Raw genomic sequence first — 22781 nt, forward strand, 5'->3', positions numbered from 1 at the left:
CCGAGAAAATCAATCATCCCGCGTCAGCACCTCCAGCAATTCAATCTCAAACACCAGATTCGAATTTGGCGGAATTGACCCCATCGTCCGCTCCCCATACGCCAGATGCGCCGGCACCTGCAATTTGCGCTTGCCGCCAACCCGCATTCCCATGATTCCCAAATCCCAGCCCTTGATCACCCGACCCGTGCCGATCACGCACTGGAACGGTTTTCCCCGGCTGTAGGAAGAATCAAACTCGGTACCATCTTCCAGCCACCCAAGATACTGGGTGGTGATCAGCGCGCCTTTGACGGCAGCCTTACCGTCACCCAATTCCAGATCAACAATGTGCAATTCTTCGTTCATACGCCTTACTCGAAAAACAATCGCCCAGATCTAAAGGGCGTGGACGGAGGTTTTCGCAGAATTGGTCGTCAATGGCAATCCATGGAACCGAAAGCCTCCCGCCGGCTCACATGAGTAACAACTTCGTACTCGGGTAAGGACGCTCTGATGACCGACTCACGACCGCTGCACAGTTTCATTCCTCCCTACATTCTTAACCGGATCATTGCCCATGGTTCCGAGCGTCAGCGCTCCAGTGCGCTGACCACGCTGACCCACGTGCGCACACTTAGACACACTCCCGCCCCGCCGCAACGCCCGCCGGCCACTACACTTCTGCCGCAACCTGGCAAACCTGGTTTGGCGCAACGCAGCGTCCATGACGCGCAGGGCAAAATGCTGCTGCCCGGGATGCCCGCCCGGCTTGAGGGCCAATCCGCCACAGGCGATCCAGCGGTCGACGAAGCTTACGATGCCCTGGGCGCCAGCTATGATTTTTTCTGGAAAGTATTCGGTCGCGATTCCATTGACAATCAGGGCTTCGCGCTGATCGGCAGCGTGCATTATGGCCAGGATTACGAGAACGCTTTCTGGAATGGCGCGCAGATGGTGTTCGGTGACGGCGATGGCGAGATTTTCGAGCGTTTCACTCGCTCACTGGACGTGATCGGCCACGAGCTGTCCCATGGGGTGATCGAAAGTGAAGCCGGTTTGATCTACGCCAACCAGTCCGGCGCCTTGAACGAGTCGATTTCAGACGTCTTTGGCGTGTTGATCAAGCAACACGTGCTGCGCCAGACGGCTGAAGAAGCCGACTGGGTAATCGGCGCCGACCTGCTGACGCCTAGAATCAAAGGCGTCGGATTGCGCTCGATGTCGCATCCCGGCACCGCCTACGACGATCCGCTGCTCGGCAAGGATCCACAACCGGATCACATGCGCAAATTTGTCATCACCCAGGAGGACAATGGCGGCGTGCACATCAATTCCAGCATTCCCAACCGCGCCTTTTATCTGGCGGCCGTGGCGCTGGGCGGATTTGCCTGGGAGAAAGCCGGACGCATCTGGTATGACACGTTGTGCGACAAACAACTGTCCAGCGAGGCGACATTCGAAGAATTCGCGATGTTGACCGTGGCTCATGCGCGCAGGAATTTCGGCGCGGATGAGGTTCGAGCGGTGGCTAAAGCCTGGGCTGAAGTGGGGGTCAAACTGACTGAGGAGGCTGCATGAAAACTCTGCCGACATTGGGCGATGAAGCGGTGGTGTGCCTCTCGCGGCAAGGGGGTTTTGCGCCGATCCATGCGCTTTCACGCCCTCGTGAAATCGAGTTCGCGCAATGCGATATCTCTCAGCGCACTCGCATCTGTACGTTGCTGGAGGACTGCCTGCCGCTGACTCAGGAAAGCCCGGGCAAGAATGACCAGCGCTTCTATGAAATCGAAGTGCGCTATCGCCTAAATGAAAAGGATGACCGGATGGTGCTGAAAGTGCCTGAGGACAAGGCGCCTGGCGAGTTGGTGCATTTGTGGGACAAGGGGGAAATGAACTGAACGCGTAACGTTCTGGCCCTCCCTGGCCAGAAAGGCATTCACCGTGAAGTCACTTCTGCTTCTTCACTGGGGTGATTTCCACAATCGTGCCGTTAGTGGTCTTCACGCGCATGTACTTGCCATTGTTCTCAACCCACTGCTCTTCTTTGCCAGGCGCTTTCAGGCCTTTGGCTTTCCAGTCGATGGCCTTGTCGGCACGCATGTAAATGTCCGGGGCGCGATCGTTTTCGACCAGCTCACGGGTATTGGTAGAGCTAGGCTGAACGGTTTTATGCGGTTCATCTGCCTGAACCATCGAGCTGACACCGGCCATCCCGGCAACAAGGGCAAGGCTGGCAATAAGGGTCTTGTTGTTCATGGGTGAACCTCCGGTAATGTTTTCATGACAGCACTCCGACTGCGGCGGTAACGAAACATTCCGTATTGATGCGCGTAAATCCGCAACAACCGCTCATTTATACAATCTTCCACGTCTCAGGCTGACGTTCTTCGAATCACGCCTTATCCTTGTCGACCCCGCCGTATCGAGTTCTGGAGTTCCCCATGCCCCATGAAGGCAACCTGTTGCAAGCCGCCGTCGTGTTCCTGTTGGCGGCCGTGCTCACCGTTCCGCTGGCCAAGCGCCTGCAACTGGGGGCGGTGATCGGGTATTTGTTTGCCGGGGTGATCATCGGCCCGTCAGTGCTGGGTTTGATCGGTAATCCGCAAAGCGTCAGCCATTTCTCGGAACTCGGGGTGGTGTTACTGCTGTTTATTATTGGTCTGGAGCTGTCGCCGCGACGTTTGTGGGTGATGCGCAAAGCGGTGTTCGGCGTCGGCCTGGCGCAAGTAGTGTTGACGGCCTCGGTGATCGGCGTGGTTGCGCTGTATGTCTTCGGGCAACCGCTGAACAGCGCCATCGTGCTGGGCCTCGGTCTGGCGCTCTCTTCCACCGCGTTTGGCCTGCAAAGCCTGGCCGAGCGCAAGGAACTGACCAGCCCCCACGGGCGGCTGGCGTTCGCGATTCTGTTGTTCCAGGACATCGCTGCGATTCCGCTCATCGCGATGGTGCCGCTGCTGGCCGGCAGTGATCACACCACCAGCACGGCCGAAGACATCAATCTCGGCTTGCGCGTATTGGGCAGTATTGCCGTGGTGGTGATCGGCGGACGTTATCTGCTGCGCCCGGTATTCCGCGTGGTAGCCAAAACCGGTTTGCCTGAAGTCTCGACAGCCACGGCGTTGCTGGTGGTTATCGGCACGGCGTGGTTGATGGATCAGGTCGGCGTGTCCATGGCGCTGGGGGCGTTCCTGGCTGGATTACTGCTGGCGGATTCCGAGTATCGCCACGAACTGGAAGCGCAGATCGAACCGTTCAAAGGTTTGCTGCTGGGCCTGTTTTTCATCAGCGTTGGTATGGGCGCCAACTTGAGCTTGCTGCTCACTGCGCCGATTACCGTGTTGGGGCTGACGCTGTTGCTGATCGCCATCAAGCTGCCGTTGTTGTTCGTCGTCGGGCGATTGGCCGGCGGTCTGGGCAAGGTGAGTGCGATTCGCCTCGGCATTGTGCTGGCGGCGGGCGGTGAATTCGCCTTTGTGGTGTTCAAGATCGGCCGCGATCAGGGTTTGTTCGAACCGCGTCTGTACGACTTGCTGGTGCTGACAATCACCCTTTCCATGGCGGTTACGCCGCTGCTGCTGTTGCTGTGCGCGCGACTGGTCAGTCCGAAGGTGCAACCGGTGGTGGTCCCGGAACAATTTCGCGAGATCGATACCGACGAGCCGCGTGTGGTCATCGCCGGCATGGGCCGGATGGGGCAGATCGTGGCGCGCATCCTGCGGGCGCAGAACATCAAGTTCGTCGCCCTCGATACGTCGGTGGAAACCATCGAGCTGTCGCGCAGTTTCGGTGGCGTGCCGGTGTTCTACGGCGACCCGATGCGCCCGGAAATCCTGAAAGCGGCCAAAGTCGAGCAGGCCGAATATTTCGTGATCGCCACGGACGACCCGGAAACCAATATCAAAACGGCCGAGGTCGTACACCGCTTGTACCCGCACATCAAGATCATCGCCCGCGCCCGTAACCGTCAGCATGTGCACCGGCTGGTCGACCTCGGCGCCGAGGCGATTCGCGAGACGTATTATTCGAGCCTCGAAATGAGCCGGCGTACGCTGGTCGGCCTGGGTCTGACCCAAGCGCAGGCCGATGCACGGATCAAGCGCTTCAAGCATCACGATGAACAAGTTCTGGAGGCGCAGCACGCGGTGTACGACGATGCCGCGAAGGTGCTGCAGACAGCCCAGGAAGCACGGGCGGAACTGGCGAAGCTGTTTGAGTCGGATCAGCTGGAAGAGCAATCGGCGAGGAATTCATAATGGCTGCCGAACAACCCGCCCCAGCCCTCAAGGAAATCTTCAACGCCGCCCGCCTTGAGCACATTGCCACAGAAATGACTGCGGTCTATCCCGCGTTCAACGCCAAAACATTCCTTGAAATGGCTAACCAGGGACTCGCCGAGTTGTCGATCATGCAGCGCATGGCCCGGGTCAGCGAGTCCCTGCATGCGGTGTTGCCACTTAACTACGAACAATCAATCGATGTGCTTTACGCGCTCGCACCGCGCCTGAACAGCGGATTCGTCAGCATTGCCTTGCCACATTACGTCGCACTGTACGGTGGCCGTTCGTTCGAGCGGTCGATGGCGGCCCTCAAATACTTCACTACCTTCGGCTCCGCTGAGTTTGCGATCCGGTATTTTCTGCGCAGCCATTTCGAGCGCACCCTGGCGGTGATGCACGAGTGGTCACTGGATGAAAATGAGCATGTGCGGCGACTGGCGAGTGAAGGCTGCCGGCCACGTCTGCCGTGGTCGTTCCGTCTGGAGCGCATTCAGGCGGACCCCGCGTTTGCAGCGGCGATCCTCGATAACCTCAAGGCCGACGAAAGCCTGTACGTGCGCAAGTCGGTGGCCAATCACCTCAACGACATCACCAAGGACCACTCCGAGTGGGTGCTTGACCTCATTGAAAGCTGGTCGCTGGAGAACCGCCACACGGCCTGGATCGCCAAACATGCGCTGCGCAGCCTGATCAAACAGGGCAATAACCGCGCACTGGCGATCATTGGCGCGGGCGGTAAACCTGAGGTTGAGATCATTGATGCGCAAGTTGAACCTGCCGTCGTCAGGCTCGGGGAGAAAATCACCCTGTCGTTCACCGTCAAATCGACTGTCGAGAACAGTCAGCGGCTGGTGATCGATTACGCCATCGACTACGTAAAAGCCAACGGCAGCACCTCGGCGAAGGTGTTCAAACTCAAAGCCCTGACACTGCCCGGCAAGGCCAGCGAATTCGTTGCTCGCAGTCAGCAGATCAAGGAACTCACTACGCGCAAGCATTACGCCGGACGCCATGCCGTGCACATCCTGGTCAACGGCGAACGCCTGGCCAGCAGTGAATTTGAAATTTTTTCGTGATGTAGGGGCAAGCGCGGCGGCGATCCGGCTTGCCCGTGGTGTCAGTCACTATTGTTGTCGCCTGAGCCGATGCCATCGCGGGCAAGCCACGCTCCCACAGGGATCGCGTCGTTAGCTTGTTGAGTGGCAGACTCAGAATTCGCGCACAGAGCCGCCCCTTGTGGGAGCGTGGCTTGCCCGCGATGAGGCCGGTACAGCCGTCAGATATCAGCGACTGACGAACTGCTTTCGCGAGCAAGCGTGTTTCTACAGAGCCGGCATTCCCAGCAACAGGTTTTGCTCGCGCTCGCACAATTCCACCACGTAATCCCAGACCACGCGCAAGCGCACGGATTTGTGCAACTCGCGTCGGGTGCTGATCCAGTAGCTGCGCTGGATACTCTCGTCCGGCAACAGGGCCACCAGGCCCGGATCGGCGCTGGCCATGTAGCACGGCAATACCGCGATCCCCAGCCCGGAGCGTGCAGCCTGTTGTTGGGCGATGACGCTGGTGCTATGGAACACCACCTGCGGATTGCGGCAGAAGCTATTGAGGAACTTCAGTTCCTGACTGAACAGCAGGTCGTCGACGTAACCAATCCACGCGTGCCGCCCGAGGTCTTCGCGGCTGCGCAGCGGCGGTGAGCGGTCGAGATATGCCTGACTGGCATACAGCGCCAGTCGATACTCAGAGAGCTTGCGGGTAACCAGCATGTCCGCGGCCGGGCGCTCGAGGTGAATGCTGATCTCGGCTTCGCGGTTGAGAATGCTCACAAAGCGTGGCACCGCCACCAGTTCCACTTCCAGTCCCGGGTAACGCTCGAATAGCCCATTCATGCGACTGGCGAGAAACATGATGCCCAGCCCCTCCGTCACGCCGACGCGAATCTTGCCCAGCGGCGCCGTCGACTGAGTGATCTCTTCTTCAGCCAGCAGTGCGACATTTTCCATCGCTTCGGCGTGTTTAAGCAGCGCTTCCCCGGCGGGGGTCAGCTCGTAGCCCTGAGCGTGCTGAACAAACAACGCAGTACCGAGACTCTTTTCAATGGCCTCGATATGCCGGGCCACCGTGGCATGCGTGGTGTTCAGTCGCCGGGCAGCGGTGAGCAAGCGTCCGCTGCGCTGCAATTCGAGAAAGAACCTCAGATCATTCCAGTCAAACATGAACCTTCCTTGAAAGAGTTGCTGTTTGAAAATGCACAGCAGCTGCGCAAAAACTAACATTCTTTTAACGAAAGCTAACAACTAGGATGACTGGCAACAAGAACAACAGTAAGAGGTCAGGGATGCAGACTTCCCTTGATGAATTCGACTACATCGTGGTCGGTGCCGGACCGGCCGGGTGTCTGCTGGCCAATCGACTCTCGGCCTCGCCGCAACACCGCGTGCTGTTGCTCGAAGCCGGCGGCCGCGACAACTACGCGTGGATTCATATTCCCGTGGGTTACCTGTTCTGCATCGGCAACCCGCGCACCGACTGGTGCTTCAAAACCGAGTCGCAACCCGGCCTGCAAGGACGGGCCTTGAGCTACCCACGCGGCAAGGTGCTGGGCGGTTGCTCCTCAATCAACGGCATGATCTACATGCGCGGTCAGGCCAGCGATTACGATGGCTGGGCCGGCGACGGCAATTCGGGCTGGGCCTGGAACGACGTACTGCCGCTGTTCATGAAAAGCGAAAATCACTTTGCCGGCGACTCGCAATTCCACGGCGCTGCCGGCGAGTGGCGCATCGAACGCCAGCGGCTGTCGTGGCCAATTCTCGATGCCTTCCGCAGCGCTGCCGGACAAAGCGGCATTGCCAGCGTGGACGATTTCAACGAGGGCGATAACGAAGGTTGCGGCTACTTTCAGGTCAATCAGAAAGCCGGGATCCGCTGGAACGCGGCGAAGGCTTTTCTCAAACCGGTCCGTCAACGGCCCAATTTGACCGTGTTGACCGGCGTCGAAGTCGACCGCGTACTGCTAGAAAACGGCCGGGCATCCGCGGTCAAGGCTCAGTGGCAAGGCCAGGCAAGGACGTTCAAGGCCCGCAAGGAAATCATCTTGTGCGCTGGCTCCGTCGGCTCGCCGGGCATCCTCCAGCGCTCCGGCATTGGCCCTCGCCCGCTGCTGGAAAAACTCGGCATCGGCGTCGCCATGGAGTTGCCCGGCGTGGGCGGCAATCTTCAGGACCACCTGCAATTGCGCCTGATCTATAAGCTGGAAAACGCGCGCACCCTGAATCAGATCGCCGGCAGTGTGTGGGGCAAAATGGGCATGGGTTTGCGCTATCTGTATGACCGCAGTGGCCCGCTGTCGATGGCGCCGAGTCAGCTCGGTGCGTTTGCCCGCTCGGGGCCGGAGCAGACCTCGGCCAATCTCGAATACCACGTGCAACCACTGTCGCTCGAACGCTTTGGCGAGCCGTTGCACGCCTTCCCCGCCTTCACTGCGTCGGTGTGTGATCTGCGCCCGCAAAGCCGCGGCCGTGTCGATATTCGTTCGGCTGACCCGCAGGACGCGCCGTCGATCCAACCCAATTATCTGAGCCATCCGGAAGATTTGCGCGTCGCTGCCGATGCCATTCGCCTGACCCGGCGCATCGTGGCCGCGCCGGCCCTGCAAGCATTCAAACCGGTCGAATATTTGCCGGGCGACAGTTTGCAGACCGAGGAAGAGTTGCACGAAGCCGCCGCGCGCATTGGCACGACGATCTTTCATCCGGTGGGCACTTGCCGCATGGGTCATGACGAGCAATCGGTGGTTGATGCGCAACTCAAGGTTCACGGTATTCCCGGCCTGCGCGTCGCCGACGCTTCAATCATGCCGCGCATCATCTCGGGCAACACATGTTCGCCTACGCTGATGATTGCTGAAAAAGCTGCGCAACTGATTCTGGAACCAGATACCAGGAGCATCATCACGCCAAAGGCGTTTGCCACACACCCGTCATCATCCACGGACACTGTAGTAACGGAAAGACCGATGCAGATAGCGTTGAATGGACAGTAGCGACGCCAGACCACAAGGCCGGCGCCGACAGTGGAACAACAAAAACAATCACTGTGAGGGATACCGATATGTCAGAACATGTGCAGCCTCTGGAAGCCGTGCCCGGTGCGATCACCACCCCGGATACGCGAAAAGTCATCTTCGCCTCATCACTCGGGACGGTCTTCGAGTGGTACGACTTTTTCCTCTATGGCGCCCTCGCGGCAGTCATCAGCAAGCAGTTTTTTGCCGGGGTCAACGACACCACGGCTTTCATTTTCGCCTTGATGGCGTTCGCTGCCGGCTTCATCGTGCGGCCGTTCGGCGCGCTGGTATTCGGACGGTTGGGCGACATGATCGGGCGCAAATACACCTTCCTCGCCACCATCGTCCTCATGGGTGTGGCGACCTTCTGCGTCGGCTTGCTGCCGACCTACGCCAGTATCGGCATCGCCGCGCCCATCATCCTCGTGGTGCTGCGCATGCTGCAGGGGCTTGCGCTGGGCGGCGAATACGGTGGTGCCGCGACGTATGTGGCTGAGCACGCGCCGATGGGTAAACGCGGCTTTCACACCAGCTGGATTCAATCGACGGCGACCCTCGGTCTGCTGCTGTCGCTGCTGGTGGTGCTGGGCTGCCGCTACTTCACCGGCGATCAGTTTGAAGTCTGGGGCTGGCGTCTGCCGTTCCTGTTTTCCATTGTGTTGCTGGGCATCTCGACCTGGATTCGCCTGAGCCTGCACGAGTCCCCTGCCTTCGTGAAAATGAAAGAAGAAGGCAAGGTCTCAAAATCGCCGCTGCGTGATTCCTTCGGCAAATGGGAAAACCTCAAAGTCGTGCTGATTGCGCTTTTCAGCATCAACGCCGGGCAAGCGGTGACGTTTTACGCGGCGCAGTTTTATGTGCTGTTCTTCCTTACGCAGTTTCTGCGCATGGACCCGGCGCTGGCCAACAGTTTGCTGATCGTCAGCGTGATGATTGGCGCGCCATTCTTCATCTTTTTCGGCTGGCTGTCGGACAAGGTCGGGCGCAAACCGATATTGATGATCGGGCTGTTGCTGGCCACCGCGTTGTACTTCCCGATTTTCAAGACCCTGGCGCATTACGCCAACCCGGCGATTGATCAGGCCAGCCGTCAGGCGCCGATCACTGTGCTGGCCGACCCGGCGACCTGCACCTTCCAGTTCGATCCGGTGGGCAAGGCGAAATTCGACAGCCCGTGCGACAAGGTCAAAACCTTCCTGGTCAAGCAGGGCCTGCCCTATTCCAGCGCAGCGGCCCCTGCCGGCAGCGGCGTGCAGGTCAGCATCGGCGACGTGAAAATCGACGGCTACGATGAAGCTGCTCTGCGCGGCGCGGTGACCCTGGCGGGCTATCCGTCCCAGGCTGATGCTCAGGCGATCAACAAGCCGATGATCGTGGCGCTGATCGTGGCGCTGATCATCATCTCGGCGATGTGCTACGGCCCGTTGGCGGCGCTGATGGTGGAATTGTTCCCGACACGGATTCGCTACACCTCGATGTCGCTGCCGTATCACATCGGTAATGGCTGGTTTGGCGGTTTCTTGCCAACAGTGTCGTTCGCGCTGGTGGTGTATACCGGGGATATTTTCTATGGGTTGTGGTACCCGGTGGTGATTACCGGGGTGAGCCTGGTGGTGGGGATGATCTGTTTGCGCGAGACCAAGAATGTGGATCTTGATACCAACTGATTGGGGCTGAAAGGAGCAGGCTTGATGCTTACATGGCGACGAGCCTGCTCAATATAGCGCCCGGCGTGTCGGCGACCACTTGCTTGCGAATGCACCCGATCAAATGTGGGAGCCGGGCTTGCTCCGGGCGGCGTTCCGACGATGGCGGTGGGTTGGGCGACGGTTGTTTTGAGGGTGTACATATCCGTTTTTGCGGTTAAGGCTGCTATTGGTTTCGCCCTTCCGGCGAGTCACTTTGGAAAAGCGCCAAAGTAACCAAAGCGCTCTGCCCCGCCATTCGGTGCCTCGCCTAGGCTCGGCATGCCCTCACTCCAGCATTGCTCCGTGGGCCCGTCGCCATCGGCCATCCATGGCCGGGGGCGACTAACCCGGCATCCTTGCCGGGTTGCCCACTGCGCAGAACCTGCGCTCGGCCTTCCGACGGGGCAGATCCAGATCAGCATCAAGATCCAAAGCAAAGCAAAGCAAGCAGCTCCCAGATTCGTCTGCTAGACCCATTCAGCCCGACGCGCCACAGAACGTGTAGCAGCTGGCGCAGCCTGCGTCCGGCTGCGCAGCAGTCGTCGTGGTGGTCGTTGTTTTCGTCGTACTCGATCCCGAGCATGCGTTTATCTATCAAACCGCGCCGCCTGATTTTACGACTGCTGCGCAGCCGGACGCAGGCTGCGCCAGCTGCTACACGGATTTGTGTGGGGGCGGAATAACGTGAGCCAGGTCGGCTACCAGGCCGCCTCGGCGGCTGTGGCGGTTAGCGTCCCGTCGGGAGGCTGAGTGGAGGTTCTGCGCAGTGGGCAACCCGGCATGGATGCCGGGTTAGGCGCGCACGGCCAAGGATGGCCGATCGCGCCGGGCCCACGGAGCAGGACCGGAGCGAAGGCATGGCGAGCCTTGGCGAGCCACCGGACGTCAGGGGCAAGAGCGTTTGGTTACTTGGCGCTTCTCCAAGTGACCCGCTGTAAGAGCGGAACCAATATCAGCCATCACCGCAGCAATGGATATGTACACCAGCCCAAGAGATGGCCACCACACACCGCAAGGCCAAGACAATTACCGCAAACCCCAGCCATTTTCGCTACTCTGACCCGATGCAACCGCCCCGCCACTCACCGAACGAGGCACTATGATCATCTCATCCGCATCCGACTACCGCGAGGCAGCACGCCGCAAACTTCCGCGATTCCTCTTCGACTACATCGACGGCGGCGCCTATGCCGAACACACGCTGAGGGCCAACAGCGCCGACCTCACCGGCATCAGCCTGCGCCAGCGGATCCTCAAAAACGTCGAAACCCTGAGCCTTGAAACCACCCTCTTCAACCAGCCACTGTCCATGCCCGTCATCCTCGCGCCGGTCGGCCTGACCGGCATGTTCGCCCGCCGTGGCGAAGTGCAGGCGGTCAGAGCGGCCGAGAAAAAAGGCATCCCGTTGTGCCTGTCCACGGTGTCAGTTTGCTCGATCGAAGAAGTGGTGGCGCAAACCGAGCAAAACATCTGGTTCCAGTTGTACGTACTGAAAGATCGCGGCTTCATGAAAAACGCCCTCGAACGGGCAAAAGCCGCCGGGGTCAAGAACCTCGTGTTTACCGTCGACATGCCAACCCCCGGCGCTCGATATCGCGATGCGCACTCGGGAATGTCCGGGCGCTTCGCCTCGTCGCGGCGCCTGCTGCAGGCCCTCACCAAACCTCAGTGGGCCTTCGACGTCGGCCTGATGGGACGCCCGCACGACCTCGGCAACATATCGAAGTACCTCGGCAAAGCCGTCACCCTCGAAGACTACATGGGCTGGCTGGCCAACAACTTCGATCCCTCGATCAGCTGGAGCGATCTGGAGTGGATTCGCGATTTCTGGCAAGGCCCGATGATCATCAAAGGCATCCTCGACCCGCAGGATGCCAAAGACGCGGTCAGCTTCGGCGCAGACGGAATTGTGGTGTCGAATCATGGTGGGCGGCAGCTGGACGGCGTGCTGTCGACCACCAAGGCATTGCCGCCGATCATGCAAGCGGTGGGCAATGATCTGACCGTGCTGGTCGATTCGGGCATTCGCTCGGGTCTCGACGTCGTGCGCATGCTCGCGCTGGGCGCGAAAGGCGTCCTGCTCGGACGTTCCATGGCCTATGCACTGGCGGCCGATGGTCAACGCGGCGTGGAAAACCTGCTGGATATTTTCGCCAAGGAAATGCGCGTGGCGATGACACTGACCGGGGTCACTTCGATCGCTCAGATTGACGAATCGACGCTGGTAAACGCCACCCGATGAGCAAACACCCCTGCAAAAAAACGCCGCGCACAGGCACGGCGTTGGGCTGGTGCAGACATTGAAAACTCACGCTGACCCACTGATCACTCGACGTCTTTGAGAACCTCGAATGTCACCTGATCGGGATAAAACGCCACGTAATTCTTGATCTGCTCGACCGACACTTTGGGCGTTTCATAAGTCCACACCGCATTGGCGCCCTCATGCCCCGGAACCTGCAGGCTGAAATAGCTCGCGTCGCCTTTGTACGGGCAATAGCTGGTGTGGTCGGTACGGGCGAAAAACTCTTCGGCGATGTCCTCACGCGGCACGTAATACACCGGCGGGTAATTGGCCTCCAGCAGCACCAGCGCGCGGGTGGACGCTGCTACCTGAATACCGTGGAATTTCACCAACAGACAACCTGGCTGCTCGGCAATGGTGATGACAGGACTGGGACCGGTGCTTTTCATGACATGCGTTCCTCGATACGACGATAAACCTGTGGGAGCGTGCGATGCGGCAATCCGGCAATCCGGCTTGCCCGCGATGGGTCATGCAGCGGCCGCAAAAAATGAGACCACGGTAGATCAGGTATAACGCAAATTTTTCAGTCACGACCGCCTCACAGCCAAACGGAGCGCATTTCGTCTGCGGCAAACTGGCGCAACAGCTTTGCTGTACATCCATACAGATAAAGATTGCCCGATCGCTCCTCAGCCGCCATTCTGTGCACTTCCCGGCACTTGATGAACGATGGTGGTTATGCGGTTGTACCTCTGTGAAAAACCTTCCCAGGCCAAAGACATTGCCGCGGTGCTTGGCGCCAAGCGACGCGGCGACGGCTGCTGGCTGGGAACAGATGTCACGGTCACCTGGTGCATCGGCCATTTGCTGGAAACCGCCCCGCCGGATGCCTATGACGCGCGTTACAAGCGCTGGGTGCTGGCGGATCTGCCGATCATCCCGGACAAGTGGAAGATGACCGTCAAACCGCGCACCGCCAGCCAATACAAAGCGGTCAAGCGCCTGCTCGGTGAAGCCGATGAATTGGTGATCGCCACCGATGCCGACCGTGAGGGCGAGATGATCGCCCGGGAACTGGTCGAGCATTGTCTTTATCGCGGGCCGATTCAACGCTTGTGGTTATCGGCGCTCGATGATGCATCGATCCGCAAGGCCCTGGCTTCGCTGAAACCCGGCGCCGAGACGTTCAGCCTGTATCACTCGGCACTCGGGCGTTCACGGGCGGATTGGCTGATCGGCATGAACATGAGCCGGTTGTTCACGTTGCTTGGAAGACAGTCCGGTTACCAGGGCGTGTTGCCGGTGGGCCGGGTGCAAACGCCGACCCTGCGTCTGGTCGTGGATCGCGATCGCGCCATCACCGATTTTGTACCGGTCGCTTACTGGGCCATCGACGTGCAATTGCTGCACGACGGCACGGCATTCACCGCGCAATGGCGCGCGCCCTCTGACGCGTGCGACGATCAGGATCGCTGCCTGAATCAGCCGCTGGCGCAACAGGCCGCGGCGGCGATGATCGGCGCGACGACCGCCCGGGTGATCAAACTGCGCACCGAGCGCATGCGTGAAGTCGCGCCATTGCCGTTCGATCTGGGCACGTTGCAGGAAGTGTGTTCCAAGAAACTCGGGCTCGGCGCTCAGGAAACCCTCGACATCGCTCAGGCGCTTTACGAAACCCATAAAGTCATCACCTACCCGCGCAGCGACTGCGGTTACCTGCCGGTCAGTCAGCACGCTGAAGCACCAGGCATTCTCGCGGCATTGCGCCAGGCCGATCCGGCACTGAATGCCTTGCAGGACCACCTGCAACCGCAACGCCGTTCGCGCGCCTGGAACGACGCCAAGGTCAGCGCTCACCACGGCATCATCCCCACGGCGGCAGCGAAAAATCTCGACCGGTTGGTGGGCAAGCAGCGCGCGGTCTACACCCTGATCCGCGCTCGCTACCTGGCGCAGTTTCTGCCCAACCACGAATACGATCGCACTCAGGCCGACTTCGACTGCGCCGGGGAATCCTTGCGCGCCGTCGGCAAGCAGATTGTCGAAGCGGGCTGGAAGCGCGCCTTGCCCGAGGCACTGGCGCCGGCCAAAGGCCGCGAAGCACCGGCACCGCAAACGCTGCCGGCATTGGCCGAGGGCCGTGACTGCGCAGTGGCCGACGTCAAGCTGAAGGATCTCTGGACCCAGCCACCCAAGCCGTTCACCGAGGGCGATCTGATCAAGGCGATGAAAAATGTCGCCAAACTGGTGGAGGATCCGCTGCTCAAGCAAAAACTCAAGGACACCACCGGCATCGGCACCGAAGCGACCCGCGCGTCGATCATTCAAGGCCTGCTCGATCGCGGTTATCTGATCAAGAACGGCAAGGCGCTGGCGGCGACGCCGGCTGCCTTCAGCCTGATCGACGCGGTGCCGCGCGCCATCGCCGACCCGGGCACCACAGCCATCTGGGAACAAGCCCTGGACATGGTGCAAAGCGGCGAGATGAGCCTGGAGGAATTCGTCACCAAGCAAGCGGCGTGGATGAGCAAGCAAGTGGCGCGGTGTGCCGGCCTGAGCCTGACCATCAGCGGCCCGGCAAGCCCGTCCGGACGGGGTGCGACACCCTGGAAAAACAAACGAAAACCCACCAAGCGCAAGCCTGCAACCGCTGCCAAACGCAGCGCGAAACCCGCCAGCAGAGCTTGATTCCGCAAAAAAGCTCCGCAGAAACCACCCGGTTTTAATTCCAAAACGTCTTTGTCGGACAATATGTAGTGCTTGAAAATAATCACTACAAAACCGTTGACGCCTCCGATTTGCCCTTGCATGATGCAGACGTCACCCCGATCGGGAGACAGGCAACATGTTTGAGCAAGCTCGTCTGACCGCCGAGCTGTTATTCCGGATACACGCTGCCCACAAGGCAGATTGAAGAAGCTGACCTGGCCTGAACGTCCAGTACAAGGACGAGAAACGCTGGCGATCAATCCTCATGAAGCTTGTGACCGACCCTCAAAACGTCGGCAGTGGCCAAAAGGTTTTCGCCGCTTCTCCTCGTTGTGACGCTATTGCGTAGCAGTTATTCAACACGACTACATGCAGCAGATGCGCGTCCCCGTCATTTCGACGGTCGACCGCTGACGTCCTGGTTTCGGTGCCAGGGATCAACTAACCGATGGGCTACCTGTATTAGCGAATCAACTTTGAAAGATCACCAAATGGTCAAGGGGTTTACATGATGAATCTGAATAATCAACCGACTATCGATGAACTGGCTCGTCTGTTCGCTGCGCAAAAAGACAGCCACGACAGCCACATTCTGTGGATCAGCAAATCGGGTCAGGTGCACATCGACTGCCTGTCGCCGCACGCCCACGAAGCCGAGTTCGACCAGAACAACCAGAACCTGCTGGCCCGACTGAAGATGTACCGTCGCGGCCAAGGTTATGTCGGCAAGAAAGCCGCTGCGGATAAAGACTTTATCGGTAATGTTCTGCAGACGCTGAAACAGGCCTGGTCCTCGATGCAGAATCAGAATGAAACGCGGGTGATTGACCGTTTCTACTGATACACCCGCTAACTGAAAGGCCCCGCCCGAGTGATCGAGCGGGGCCTTATTTGTTTGTCGTCTGCGCAGCAAATACAGCTATTGTTAACGGTATCCAGCAGTGAGCCTTTGGAGATGTGAGATGAAGTCCGTTCTGACAATCATGGCGTTATTGGTTACTGCAAATACAGCTCAGGCCAACAGTCTGCCGGGAGTGCCGTCATTCATAGTTGAGTGTCCCGGAAAACTGTTGGTGCAGGCCGATCAGGATGGGGCTGTAATGATCGGTACCCAGGAAGCCGAAACCAAAGCCATCAATGAGCGCCGCTTCGAGGCCAAGGGGGCGGATGTGACGCTTACAATCGTGATTGCCGAAGACGACTCGGTCGCGGTTTCATCTAAGGGCAAAGCATCCAACGGAGTGTGCGAGTCAGTGGAAGACTGACGCGGCGATGAAGCCGCGTTTTCGATGTCTCGTTCGAGGCTCGTCTAGCGAATGTTAGCGTTTCACCGACAGATCGGTCTGCCGCATCCGACTGCGAATGGTGAACACGCCATCGCCGGAAAGAATCGCACTGCGGGCAAACAGGCGTCCGCTCTCCCAGTTTGAAAGTCCCAGTTCCGGCTTGTTCAGGGCGTACTGGCCGTCGACCCAGCGGGTAACGCCATCGCCAACGAACGGCGCGTTGACTGCGTTGTAAAAGCGATCCTGAGTCGCCGCGTTTTCACTGATCAGCGACACAGTGAACTGCGGGCTGTAGCGGTTGAACAAAGCAATGCCGCTGTCGAGGTCGTCGATAATGTGCAGGCTGACTTCCGGCGTCTCTTCCCATTCCCACTCTTTACCGAGTTGCCCTTCCGGCAACGGTTCGGCCAATGGCTCGGTGCGGTACCCTTCGGCGCGATAGACTTCGACGCTGGCGGTTTGCCAAGCACTCGGCAAATACGTTTCGCTGCCTTCGACGATGTGCAATTTACAGCCCTGCCCTCGTGCGACGCCGGCCTGTTGCAGCGCCTCGAGAAACAATGGGACCAGGTCGGCGACGCGGTCGCGGTGGATCAGGCAGACGTTGAGGGTGTTGCAGACTTTGCGGTCCAGCGAGTTGCGGACCACGGCGGCAAAACGCCCGGCATCTGCGTCCTGATCTGCCAGTAACCACGCGCCACCGGTACCGTGCAGGCTGACGGCCGTGCCAGCCTGTTGCGCGATGCTGCCCAGCTGACTGACCGCGCGACCCGAACCGCGAGCCACCGCCAGTGAAAGACGTCGATCGGCAAACATCGCCCAACCGGCTGCATGATTGACGCTTTCCACCAGCGACACCGCCCCGGCCGGCAAGCCGGCTTCATTCATCGCCGGATTCAAGGCGTGGGCCACGATCGCTTGAGCGGTGCCCAACGCATCACTGCCGATTCGCAGTACCGCGGTGTTGCCGGTGCGCAAGACACCGGCAGCGTCTGCGAACACATTGGGCCGACCTTCGAATACGAAAGCGACAATGCCCAGCGGCGCGACGACTTGTTCGACGGTCCAGCCGTCATGTTCGACGCTGCTGATCACTTTGCCGCGCGACGCCGACGCGTCACGCCAGGCCCGCAGGCCGGCGATCATGTCGCGACGCATGCGCTCGTCGGCGAGCAGCCGCGTGGTCGATCGCCCGCGGGTTTTCGCTCTCTCGATATCGGCGCAATTAGCGGTCGCGATCAACGCCCAGCACTGCGGGTCTTCGAGACGCCGGGCGAACTGGTCGAAAAAATCGCTGATGGCTCCATCGGAAACCGCGGACATCAAGCTGAATGCTGTTTCTGCCTGCTCGATTGCCACCACAGCCGCTTGCTGATCCGCCACCGGGATCAGCAGCAGTTCACCGCTGACCTGCTCCACCAGCAAATGGTCCCCGGGCTGAAAACGCGCTGCCAGTTCGGGGCTGACCACTGTGACACGGTTACCGGCGAAAGGAATCGGCGTGCCAGCGACTAGACGTTCGAGCGCGAGAGACATGAAGCGGTTTCACCATGCAAGGGACGGCCGGAAAATGTATAGCAAATTTTCCTGAGCGTCATCTGCCCGCCCGCCGGAAAACACTCGGCCCGTGTAGCAGCTGGCGCAGCCTGCGTCCGGCTGCGCAGCAGTCGTTTCATCAGCGGTCGCGGTGTGTCAGAACGCCAGTGTTACGACTGCTTTGCAGTCGGACGCAGGCTGCGCCAGCGGCTACACGGTTACAACTTGAGTCTTGTATCAGCCTGTATATGACCCCGCCTCAGACACATCACCGCATAAAAGCCCCCTGCTACGACACATCACAGATACACCCGGTTGATGAACTGTGCCGGTCGATTGGCCCTGCCGATCAGAGCGCATCACTCACCTGCGCGGGGCACGCTGCGGCCCCCTCCCCGACTACCGGAGATCAAGCCCATGACCACCTCATTTTTATCGGCCGTGAAAGGCCTGCACCTGAACCTCGACCGTGCCGGCCACTGGATCACGCCGCTGACGCTGCGGGTGTTCCTCGCCTGGGAATTTTTCGAGTCTGGTCTGGAGAAATTTAACGGCGAAAACTGGTTCGCCGACATTCAGGAGCGCTTTCCGTTTCCCTTCAACCATGTGCCGGCCACCTGGAACTGGGAACTGTCGATGTGGGCTGAACTGATCTGCGCCCTCGCGCTGCTGGCTGGACTGGGCACGCGCATCAGCGCGCTCATCCTGATTGTGGTGACCATTGTGGCGACGGCTGCCGTTCACTGGCCCGCCGATTGGTCTACATTCAGTGAGCTTGCCCAAGGCTATGCGATCAGCAACAAAGGGCACGGCAACTTCAAACTGCCGCTGATCTACCTCGTCGCCCTGCTGCCGCTGGTCTTTTCCGGTGCCGGCAAGCTCAGTCTCGATGCGCTGCTGTCGCGATTCTTCTGGCACCGCAACAATCGCTGAAATGTTAACGTGACAGCCTTCACTTTTACTTCACTTGTGCAGACAGGAGCCACCATGAGCGTGACCACCCAATGGATCGACATCGACAGCGCCGACGGTAAATTCGGCGCTTATCTGGCTATCCCGCACACCGGCAAAGGCCCGGGCATCGTCCTGATCCAGGAAATTTTCGGCGTCAACGAACACATTCGCTCGGTCGCCGAACAATACGCGGCCGACGGTTACGTGGTGATCGTTCCGGACCTGTTCTGGCGCAGCGGCCACCGCATCGAGCTCACCTACGACGAGCCGGGCTGGAAACGCGCCGTCGAACTGATGAACGCCACCGACATCGCCAAAGCCCAAGTCGATATCGAACTGGCCATCAATGCCTTGAAAGCCCATCCGGGTCTGGATGGCGGCATTGCCTCGATCGGTTACTGCTTCGGCGGCCTGCTCTCGTACCACACCGCCGCCAATGGCCTGGTGGATGTGGCGATCGCTTATTACGGTGGCGGTATCCAGGACCAACTGGAACGCGCCGATCAAATTGAAGTGCCGCTGCTGATGCATTTTGGTGAAGAAGACAGCCACATTCCACTGGAAGCCGTGGAGAAAATCGCCGAGCGCTTCGAAAACAACGAGAACGTGGAAATCGTTGTGTACCCGGAGGCTCAGCACGGCTTCAACTGCTCGCACCGCGACAGCTACAACCAGCGTGCTTCGGCCGAAGCCCATGGCAATACATTGATTTTCCTGGGCATGGAACTGTAAGTACGCATTGTTGAACGGAGCACGGCTTGACCGTCAAGGCGCCCTTCAAGTCCTTCGCCGGCAAGCCGTGCTCACAGGTTTCGCGTCAGACAGTACGGGCTACTTCGCCGTGGCTTGACGCGGTTTGTAGAAACGGAACAAACCGATGTCTGCGGTTTTGATGTACGTCTTCGACCAATCCGGACGCACCGTACGGTCGTGGAAATACAGCGCCCCTTTGGTGCGGTCCACGAGCTGCTTGTTCAGCGCCTTGCGGGCGATTTCTTTGGCGAGCGCGTAGGGCACTTCTTCCTGAACCGAATCTGCGCGACCGTCGCACCACCATGAGAACTGGCAGTTCTTCGCTTCTGAACCCTGCTTGACCACACCGCACACCGTGTCCGGAAAACCCTTGTGGCCGAGTCGATTCATGACGACGTTGGCCACGGCTTCCATATCGGCGGAATCCTTGCCTTTGGCTTCCCAGTAGATCGAGCGCGCCAGGCAGGTGATGGCGTCATCGAGCGGCGCGACGCCTTCGGGGTCTACCGCCTGAACTTCGGATTGGGTAATGGCTTCGGCTTTGGGTGCGGGCGCCGAACGATTGTTATCGGCGGCTTTCTGCTCGAGGACTTCAGCCTTGTTTTCGGCCGCTTGTTGCTTTTGTTCCTGTTCGGCGGCAGCTGCCGGGCCAACAAGAAGGGTGATTGCGAGGAAGGTGGCTATCCAGTTTTGACGCATAGTTGGATTAACTCGGTTGGCCGGGGTCGGTTGAGTGTAGTAGTGAAATGATAGCCACTGTCGTGCAACATTTTGCGTAAATGCATTGCCTCAACAGGCGCAACTTCACGCATCATGGGCACCGTCCGTTCAAGGGAGATATTTCATGGGTTTCACATCATCCGTCAGGCGTTTTGCTGCGTTGTCCTTGGGTCTGTCGTTCGTCATGAATGCATGGGCGGTCGACGAGAAACAGCTGATCGACTCAATCAACACTTACCGCAGCGAAGTGCAGAAATGTGCCGGTGAGGTCTCGTCCGAGCTGCCACCCCTGGCCGGCGACCCACGTCTGGCGCTTTCGGCCACAGGTGTTGGCAACCTGCAGCAGGCTATGGCCAGCGCGGGTTATCCGATGGTCAATGTGCAGGCGATCAGTCTGTCGGGGCCGCGGGACGCGCAGTCGGCGATGACGGCCATTCGCGAGAGCTTCTGCCAGGTGGTGCTCGACCCGCAGTTTGTTGACATTGGCGTCAGCCGCGAGGGGCGCGAATGGCGAATCGTGCTGGCGCGCCCACTGTTGAGTGCGCGGTTGGGCGACTGGCAGGCGGAAGGTCAAAAGCTGCTGGCCGAAGTCAATACTGCGCGCAGTCGCGCACGCCAGTGCGGCAGCCAGAACCTCGCCGCTGCCGCGCCGCTGACGTGGAACGCAGTGTTGGGGGCGGCAGCCGAAAGCCACTCTCGGTCCATGGCCAACAATAATTATTTTGATCATAAGGATCGCGACGGCCGCACACCCGGCGACCGGGCGGAATTGGGCGGTTACGTCGGTCAGCAGGTCGGCGAGAACATTGCCGCCGGGCAAGACACCGTGCGCAGAGTGGTGGACGGCTGGATCGCCAGCCCTGGTCATTGCGCCAACCTGATGAACCCGCAGTTTCAGGAGTTGGGCGCGGCGTATGCGGTCGATCCGAAGAGTGATTCGGGGATTTACTGGACCGCGATGTTCGGCACGCCATGATGCCTGAATGAATGGAGGGGGCCGCTTCGCAGCCCAACGGGGGGCAAGCCCCCTCGCCACATATAACTCCGTGTGGGAGCGGGCTTACTCGCGAAGGAGCCGAGTCCGCCAACATTCTCGCCTGTTGCAAGCCCACATTAGCGAGCAACCTCCTTCAAGGGCAAGTGGGCTTATTGCTGCACCGCAAGCTGGGCGATGGTGCCGGAAGTTACAAGTGCTTTCAGTGATGTGTCGAACTGCTTCAGCGCATTCACTTGCAACGCAGTTTGCTGCTCGATCTGCGCCGCAATCTCCGGTGCCGCTTTGCCTTTCACCCACACCGAGGGCATCTGCTGCATCCGCGAGCCTTCAGCTTTGCCGATGTATTGCAGGTTCGAATCATAAAACTTCGCCATGAACCGCGCTTCAACCTGATTGTTGCGTTTGGACACCAGACGGCTGTACGTGTCGAGCATCACCACCACATCCGGACGAGCATGCATCAGCGCGTCGAGGTTGTCGTAGACCGTCACCGCCGCAAACTCTTTCTGCAACGAAGTCATCAACCAATTGATTGCCCGCTGAGGATCGGAACTGTTGACGAACGCCCCGCTGATCCGAGAATCCAGCTCGGGATTCTTCGCACCGTTGAGCGCCACCGAGTGGTACTGCTCAAGGTACGCCAGCGTGTCGATGGTGTTTTCGCTGTACAACACGCCAACCGTTTGTGCGTGCTGCAAATGGGCGGCGCTGTTGGCCACCGGCAGGAAATGGCAGGAAGGTTCGGCAGCGTAGGCCGGCACGATGGCCGTGAAGCTGCCGGTCATTACGGCGACAAGGGCCAGCCAGGTAGACATTCTCATCGCGCAGATTCCTTCAGAGGCGAAACAGGTATGACGCTATCCTCCTCTCATGACAGAAAAACAGAACTTGCCTTTTTTGATGTTCGATATCGATTAAACCAATGATTGTTCTGACCAGCGGAATTTTTGTAGCAGCTGCCGAAGGCTGCGTCCGACACTGCCACGCGTGTTAGCCGAAAACGTATTGAACCGTACGCCCTGTCGAAGTTTCGAAACTCTATCAGCGCTGAACTAAGCTCTAGGGACGCGCCATTGGAGAGGAAACCCCGATGAACAGTAGAGTCCTGCTTCTGATCGCCAGCCTCAGCCCTACCTTGGTCTTCGCCGAAGCCTGTGACGTGCAGACCCGCTCCCAAAGCCCGTCCGTGCCGGTCGTCGAATCCCACAGCTGTTATGAGTACGAAGGCATGCCGGTGAACGCCATCGACTGGTCGTGCAGCAATGAAAGCAAGGAAATGATCACCAGCACCAAGAAAAAAGTCGCTCAATGCGCAGAACGTTACCAGGCCACCTGTGTCGCCACACTGACCCAGGAATCATTGGCCAATCCCCATTCCACCAGTAAAGACAAAAACAGCGAGCGGCCTAACGTCCCGGACAATGCCAAGGTCACGACCTATTACTACGGCGCCGACAACCTGAGCCAGGCGAAAATTGATTGCGAGTCGGGCGGCGGTCACTGGAAGCCGAATTAAGCGGTGTGCTCCGTTGAATCCATATGCCGTTACCCCCGATTGA

At 59.3% G+C, this 22781-nt stretch carries 21 protein-coding genes; 14 read left to right on the top strand and 7 right to left on the bottom strand.

Going from position 1 to position 22781, the window contains the following annotated elements:
* Positions 1–9 precede the first annotated feature (9 nt).
* Positions 10–348: an FKBP-type peptidyl-prolyl cis-trans isomerase gene (locus ACYZTS_RS21540; protein ID WP_461991927.1), complete on the bottom strand. Its 339-nt coding sequence runs from the start codon at positions 346–348 to the stop codon at positions 10–12.
* Between the two features lie 147 nt (positions 349–495).
* Between ACYZTS_RS21540 and ACYZTS_RS21545 the strand changes: the two genes are divergently transcribed.
* Together ACYZTS_RS21545 and ACYZTS_RS21550 are read left to right on the top strand one after the other, a co-directional pair.
* The gene (locus tag ACYZTS_RS21545) at positions 496–1560 is read left to right on the top strand and encodes a M4 family metallopeptidase (protein ID WP_461991929.1); all 1065 of its coding nucleotides are present in this window, start codon (positions 496–498) and stop codon (positions 1558–1560) included.
* Positions 1557–1880 carry a protealysin inhibitor emfourin gene (locus ACYZTS_RS21550; protein ID WP_461991931.1) on the top strand — a complete coding sequence of 108 codons (324 nt, stop codon included), beginning with the start codon at positions 1557–1559 and terminating at the stop codon, positions 1878–1880. Before ACYZTS_RS21545 ends, ACYZTS_RS21550 begins: the two co-directional genes overlap by 4 nt.
* Positions 1881–1929: 49 nt before the next feature.
* Here ACYZTS_RS21550 and ACYZTS_RS21555 read toward each other — a convergent pair whose 3' ends face one another.
* Positions 1930–2238, bottom strand: coding sequence for an RcnB family protein (locus ACYZTS_RS21555; protein WP_028622133.1), 309 nt, complete (start codon positions 2236–2238; stop codon positions 1930–1932).
* A gap of 185 nt (positions 2239–2423) precedes the next feature.
* Between ACYZTS_RS21555 and ACYZTS_RS21560 the strand changes: the two genes are divergently transcribed.
* Positions 2424–4235: a monovalent cation:proton antiporter-2 (CPA2) family protein gene (locus ACYZTS_RS21560; RefSeq protein WP_461991933.1), complete on the top strand. Its 1812-nt coding sequence runs from the start codon at positions 2424–2426 to the stop codon at positions 4233–4235.
* Entirely contained in the window at positions 4235–5335 is a 1101-nt protein-coding gene (locus tag ACYZTS_RS21565; protein WP_461991935.1) for a DNA alkylation repair protein, read from the top strand. Before ACYZTS_RS21560 ends, ACYZTS_RS21565 begins: the two co-directional genes overlap by 1 nt.
* A 246-nt stretch (positions 5336–5581) precedes the next feature.
* Here ACYZTS_RS21565 and ACYZTS_RS21570 read toward each other — a convergent pair whose 3' ends face one another.
* Complete coding sequence (locus tag ACYZTS_RS21570) at positions 5582–6478, bottom strand: LysR family transcriptional regulator (RefSeq protein WP_461991936.1); 897 nt, start codon at positions 6476–6478, stop codon at positions 5582–5584.
* A gap of 122 nt (positions 6479–6600) precedes the next feature.
* Here ACYZTS_RS21570 and ACYZTS_RS21575 point away from each other — a divergent pair, with 122 nt between their 5' ends.
* From ACYZTS_RS21575 to lldD, 3 genes are all read left to right on the top strand, one after another.
* Entirely contained in the window at positions 6601–8307 is a 1707-nt protein-coding gene (locus tag ACYZTS_RS21575) for a GMC family oxidoreductase (protein WP_461991938.1), read from the top strand.
* 68 nt (positions 8308–8375) lie between these two features.
* Positions 8376–9998: an MFS transporter gene (locus tag ACYZTS_RS21580; RefSeq protein ID WP_028622138.1), complete on the top strand. Its 1623-nt coding sequence runs from the start codon at positions 8376–8378 to the stop codon at positions 9996–9998.
* A gap of 1120 nt (positions 9999–11118) precedes the next feature.
* Positions 11119–12261, top strand: a complete 1143-nt coding sequence (gene lldD, locus ACYZTS_RS21585) for an FMN-dependent L-lactate dehydrogenase LldD (protein ID WP_028622139.1) — start codon at positions 11119–11121, stop codon at positions 12259–12261.
* A gap of 83 nt (positions 12262–12344) precedes the next feature.
* Here the strand turns inward: lldD and ACYZTS_RS21590 are convergent, their stop codons facing one another.
* A complete protein-coding gene (locus ACYZTS_RS21590) occupies positions 12345–12713 on the bottom strand; it encodes a DUF427 domain-containing protein (RefSeq protein ID WP_028622140.1) in 369 nt (122 codons plus the stop codon).
* 292 nt (positions 12714–13005) lie between these two features.
* Here ACYZTS_RS21590 and ACYZTS_RS21595 point away from each other — a divergent pair, with 292 nt between their 5' ends.
* From ACYZTS_RS21595 to ACYZTS_RS21605, 3 genes are all read left to right on the top strand, one after another.
* The gene (locus ACYZTS_RS21595; protein WP_461991941.1) at positions 13006–14955 is read left to right on the top strand and encodes a DNA topoisomerase III; all 1950 of its coding nucleotides are present in this window, start codon (positions 13006–13008) and stop codon (positions 14953–14955) included.
* A gap of 532 nt (positions 14956–15487) precedes the next feature.
* Entirely contained in the window at positions 15488–15817 is a 330-nt protein-coding gene (locus ACYZTS_RS21600; protein WP_028622142.1) for a hypothetical protein, read from the top strand.
* Positions 15818–15938: 121 nt separating this feature from the next.
* Complete coding sequence (locus tag ACYZTS_RS21605) at positions 15939–16241, top strand: hypothetical protein (protein WP_461991943.1); 303 nt, start codon at positions 15939–15941, stop codon at positions 16239–16241.
* A 54-nt stretch (positions 16242–16295) separates the two neighbouring features.
* On the opposite strand, the gene ACYZTS_RS21610 is transcribed toward ACYZTS_RS21605, so the two are convergent.
* Positions 16296–17798 carry an aldehyde dehydrogenase family protein gene (locus ACYZTS_RS21610; RefSeq protein WP_461991945.1) on the bottom strand — a complete coding sequence of 501 codons (1503 nt, stop codon included), beginning with the start codon at positions 17796–17798 and terminating at the stop codon, positions 16296–16298.
* A 417-nt stretch (positions 17799–18215) separates the two neighbouring features.
* Between ACYZTS_RS21610 and ACYZTS_RS21615 the strand changes: the two genes are divergently transcribed.
* A complete protein-coding gene (locus tag ACYZTS_RS21615; RefSeq protein ID WP_461996508.1) occupies positions 18216–18731 on the top strand; it encodes an HvfX family Cu-binding RiPP maturation protein in 516 nt (171 codons plus the stop codon).
* A gap of 54 nt (positions 18732–18785) precedes the next feature.
* The gene (locus ACYZTS_RS21620; RefSeq protein ID WP_461991947.1) at positions 18786–19484 is read left to right on the top strand and encodes a dienelactone hydrolase family protein; all 699 of its coding nucleotides are present in this window, start codon (positions 18786–18788) and stop codon (positions 19482–19484) included.
* Between the two features lie 99 nt (positions 19485–19583).
* Here ACYZTS_RS21620 and ACYZTS_RS21625 read toward each other — a convergent pair whose 3' ends face one another.
* The gene (locus ACYZTS_RS21625) at positions 19584–20204 is read right to left on the bottom strand and encodes a cell wall hydrolase (protein WP_461991949.1); all 621 of its coding nucleotides are present in this window, start codon (positions 20202–20204) and stop codon (positions 19584–19586) included.
* A gap of 145 nt (positions 20205–20349) precedes the next feature.
* On the opposite strand from ACYZTS_RS21625, the gene ACYZTS_RS21630 reads away from it, so the two are divergent.
* Positions 20350–21201: a CAP domain-containing protein gene (locus ACYZTS_RS21630; RefSeq protein WP_028623613.1), complete on the top strand. Its 852-nt coding sequence runs from the start codon at positions 20350–20352 to the stop codon at positions 21199–21201.
* Between the two features lie 170 nt (positions 21202–21371).
* On the opposite strand, the gene ACYZTS_RS21635 is transcribed toward ACYZTS_RS21630, so the two are convergent.
* Complete coding sequence (locus tag ACYZTS_RS21635) at positions 21372–22043, bottom strand: ATPase (protein WP_461991951.1); 672 nt, start codon at positions 22041–22043, stop codon at positions 21372–21374.
* A gap of 269 nt (positions 22044–22312) precedes the next feature.
* Here ACYZTS_RS21635 and ACYZTS_RS21640 point away from each other — a divergent pair, with 269 nt between their 5' ends.
* The gene (locus ACYZTS_RS21640) at positions 22313–22738 is read left to right on the top strand and encodes a hypothetical protein (protein WP_461991953.1); all 426 of its coding nucleotides are present in this window, start codon (positions 22313–22315) and stop codon (positions 22736–22738) included.
* Positions 22739–22781 lie beyond the last annotated feature (43 nt).

The organism is Pseudomonas sp. TMB3-21, from assembly GCF_054898145.1.

What these genes read in the sequence shown, in the direction of transcription:
- ACYZTS_RS21605 (WP_461991943.1), top strand. Translation starts at nt 15,939, where the DNA reads ATGAAGTCCGTTCTGACAATCATGGCGTTATTGGTTACTGCAAATACA.
- ACYZTS_RS21595 (WP_461991941.1), top strand. Translation starts at nt 13,006, where the DNA reads ATGCGGTTGTACCTCTGTGAAAAACCTTCCCAGGCCAAAGACATTGCC.
- ACYZTS_RS21635 (WP_461991951.1), bottom strand. Translation starts at nt 22,043, where the DNA reads ATGAGAATGTCTACCTGGCTGGCCCTTGTCGCCGTAATGACCGGCAGC.
- ACYZTS_RS21555 (WP_028622133.1), bottom strand. Translation starts at nt 2,238, where the DNA reads ATGAACAACAAGACCCTTATTGCCAGCCTTGCCCTTGTTGCCGGGATG.
- ACYZTS_RS21550 (WP_461991931.1), top strand. Translation starts at nt 1,557, where the DNA reads ATGAAAACTCTGCCGACATTGGGCGATGAAGCGGTGGTGTGCCTCTCG.
- ACYZTS_RS21625 (WP_461991949.1), bottom strand. Translation starts at nt 20,204, where the DNA reads ATGCGTCAAAACTGGATAGCCACCTTCCTCGCAATCACCCTTCTTGTT.
- ACYZTS_RS21610 (WP_461991945.1), bottom strand. Translation starts at nt 17,798, where the DNA reads ATGTCTCTCGCGCTCGAACGTCTAGTCGCTGGCACGCCGATTCCTTTC.
- ACYZTS_RS21590 (WP_028622140.1), bottom strand. Translation starts at nt 12,713, where the DNA reads ATGAAAAGCACCGGTCCCAGTCCTGTCATCACCATTGCCGAGCAGCCA.
- ACYZTS_RS21545 (WP_461991929.1), top strand. Translation starts at nt 496, where the DNA reads ATGACCGACTCACGACCGCTGCACAGTTTCATTCCTCCCTACATTCTT.
- ACYZTS_RS21560 (WP_461991933.1), top strand. Translation starts at nt 2,424, where the DNA reads ATGCCCCATGAAGGCAACCTGTTGCAAGCCGCCGTCGTGTTCCTGTTG.
- lldD (WP_028622139.1), top strand. Translation starts at nt 11,119, where the DNA reads ATGATCATCTCATCCGCATCCGACTACCGCGAGGCAGCACGCCGCAAA.
- ACYZTS_RS21640 (WP_461991953.1), top strand. Translation starts at nt 22,313, where the DNA reads ATGAACAGTAGAGTCCTGCTTCTGATCGCCAGCCTCAGCCCTACCTTG.
- ACYZTS_RS21620 (WP_461991947.1), top strand. Translation starts at nt 18,786, where the DNA reads ATGAGCGTGACCACCCAATGGATCGACATCGACAGCGCCGACGGTAAA.
- ACYZTS_RS21630 (WP_028623613.1), top strand. Translation starts at nt 20,350, where the DNA reads ATGGGTTTCACATCATCCGTCAGGCGTTTTGCTGCGTTGTCCTTGGGT.
- ACYZTS_RS21575 (WP_461991938.1), top strand. Translation starts at nt 6,601, where the DNA reads ATGCAGACTTCCCTTGATGAATTCGACTACATCGTGGTCGGTGCCGGA.
- ACYZTS_RS21615 (WP_461996508.1), top strand. Translation starts at nt 18,216, where the DNA reads ATGACCACCTCATTTTTATCGGCCGTGAAAGGCCTGCACCTGAACCTC.
- ACYZTS_RS21565 (WP_461991935.1), top strand. Translation starts at nt 4,235, where the DNA reads ATGGCTGCCGAACAACCCGCCCCAGCCCTCAAGGAAATCTTCAACGCC.
- ACYZTS_RS21600 (WP_028622142.1), top strand. Translation starts at nt 15,488, where the DNA reads ATGAATCTGAATAATCAACCGACTATCGATGAACTGGCTCGTCTGTTC.
- ACYZTS_RS21570 (WP_461991936.1), bottom strand. Translation starts at nt 6,478, where the DNA reads ATGTTTGACTGGAATGATCTGAGGTTCTTTCTCGAATTGCAGCGCAGC.
- ACYZTS_RS21580 (WP_028622138.1), top strand. Translation starts at nt 8,376, where the DNA reads ATGTCAGAACATGTGCAGCCTCTGGAAGCCGTGCCCGGTGCGATCACC.
- ACYZTS_RS21540 (WP_461991927.1), bottom strand. Translation starts at nt 348, where the DNA reads ATGAACGAAGAATTGCACATTGTTGATCTGGAATTGGGTGACGGTAAG.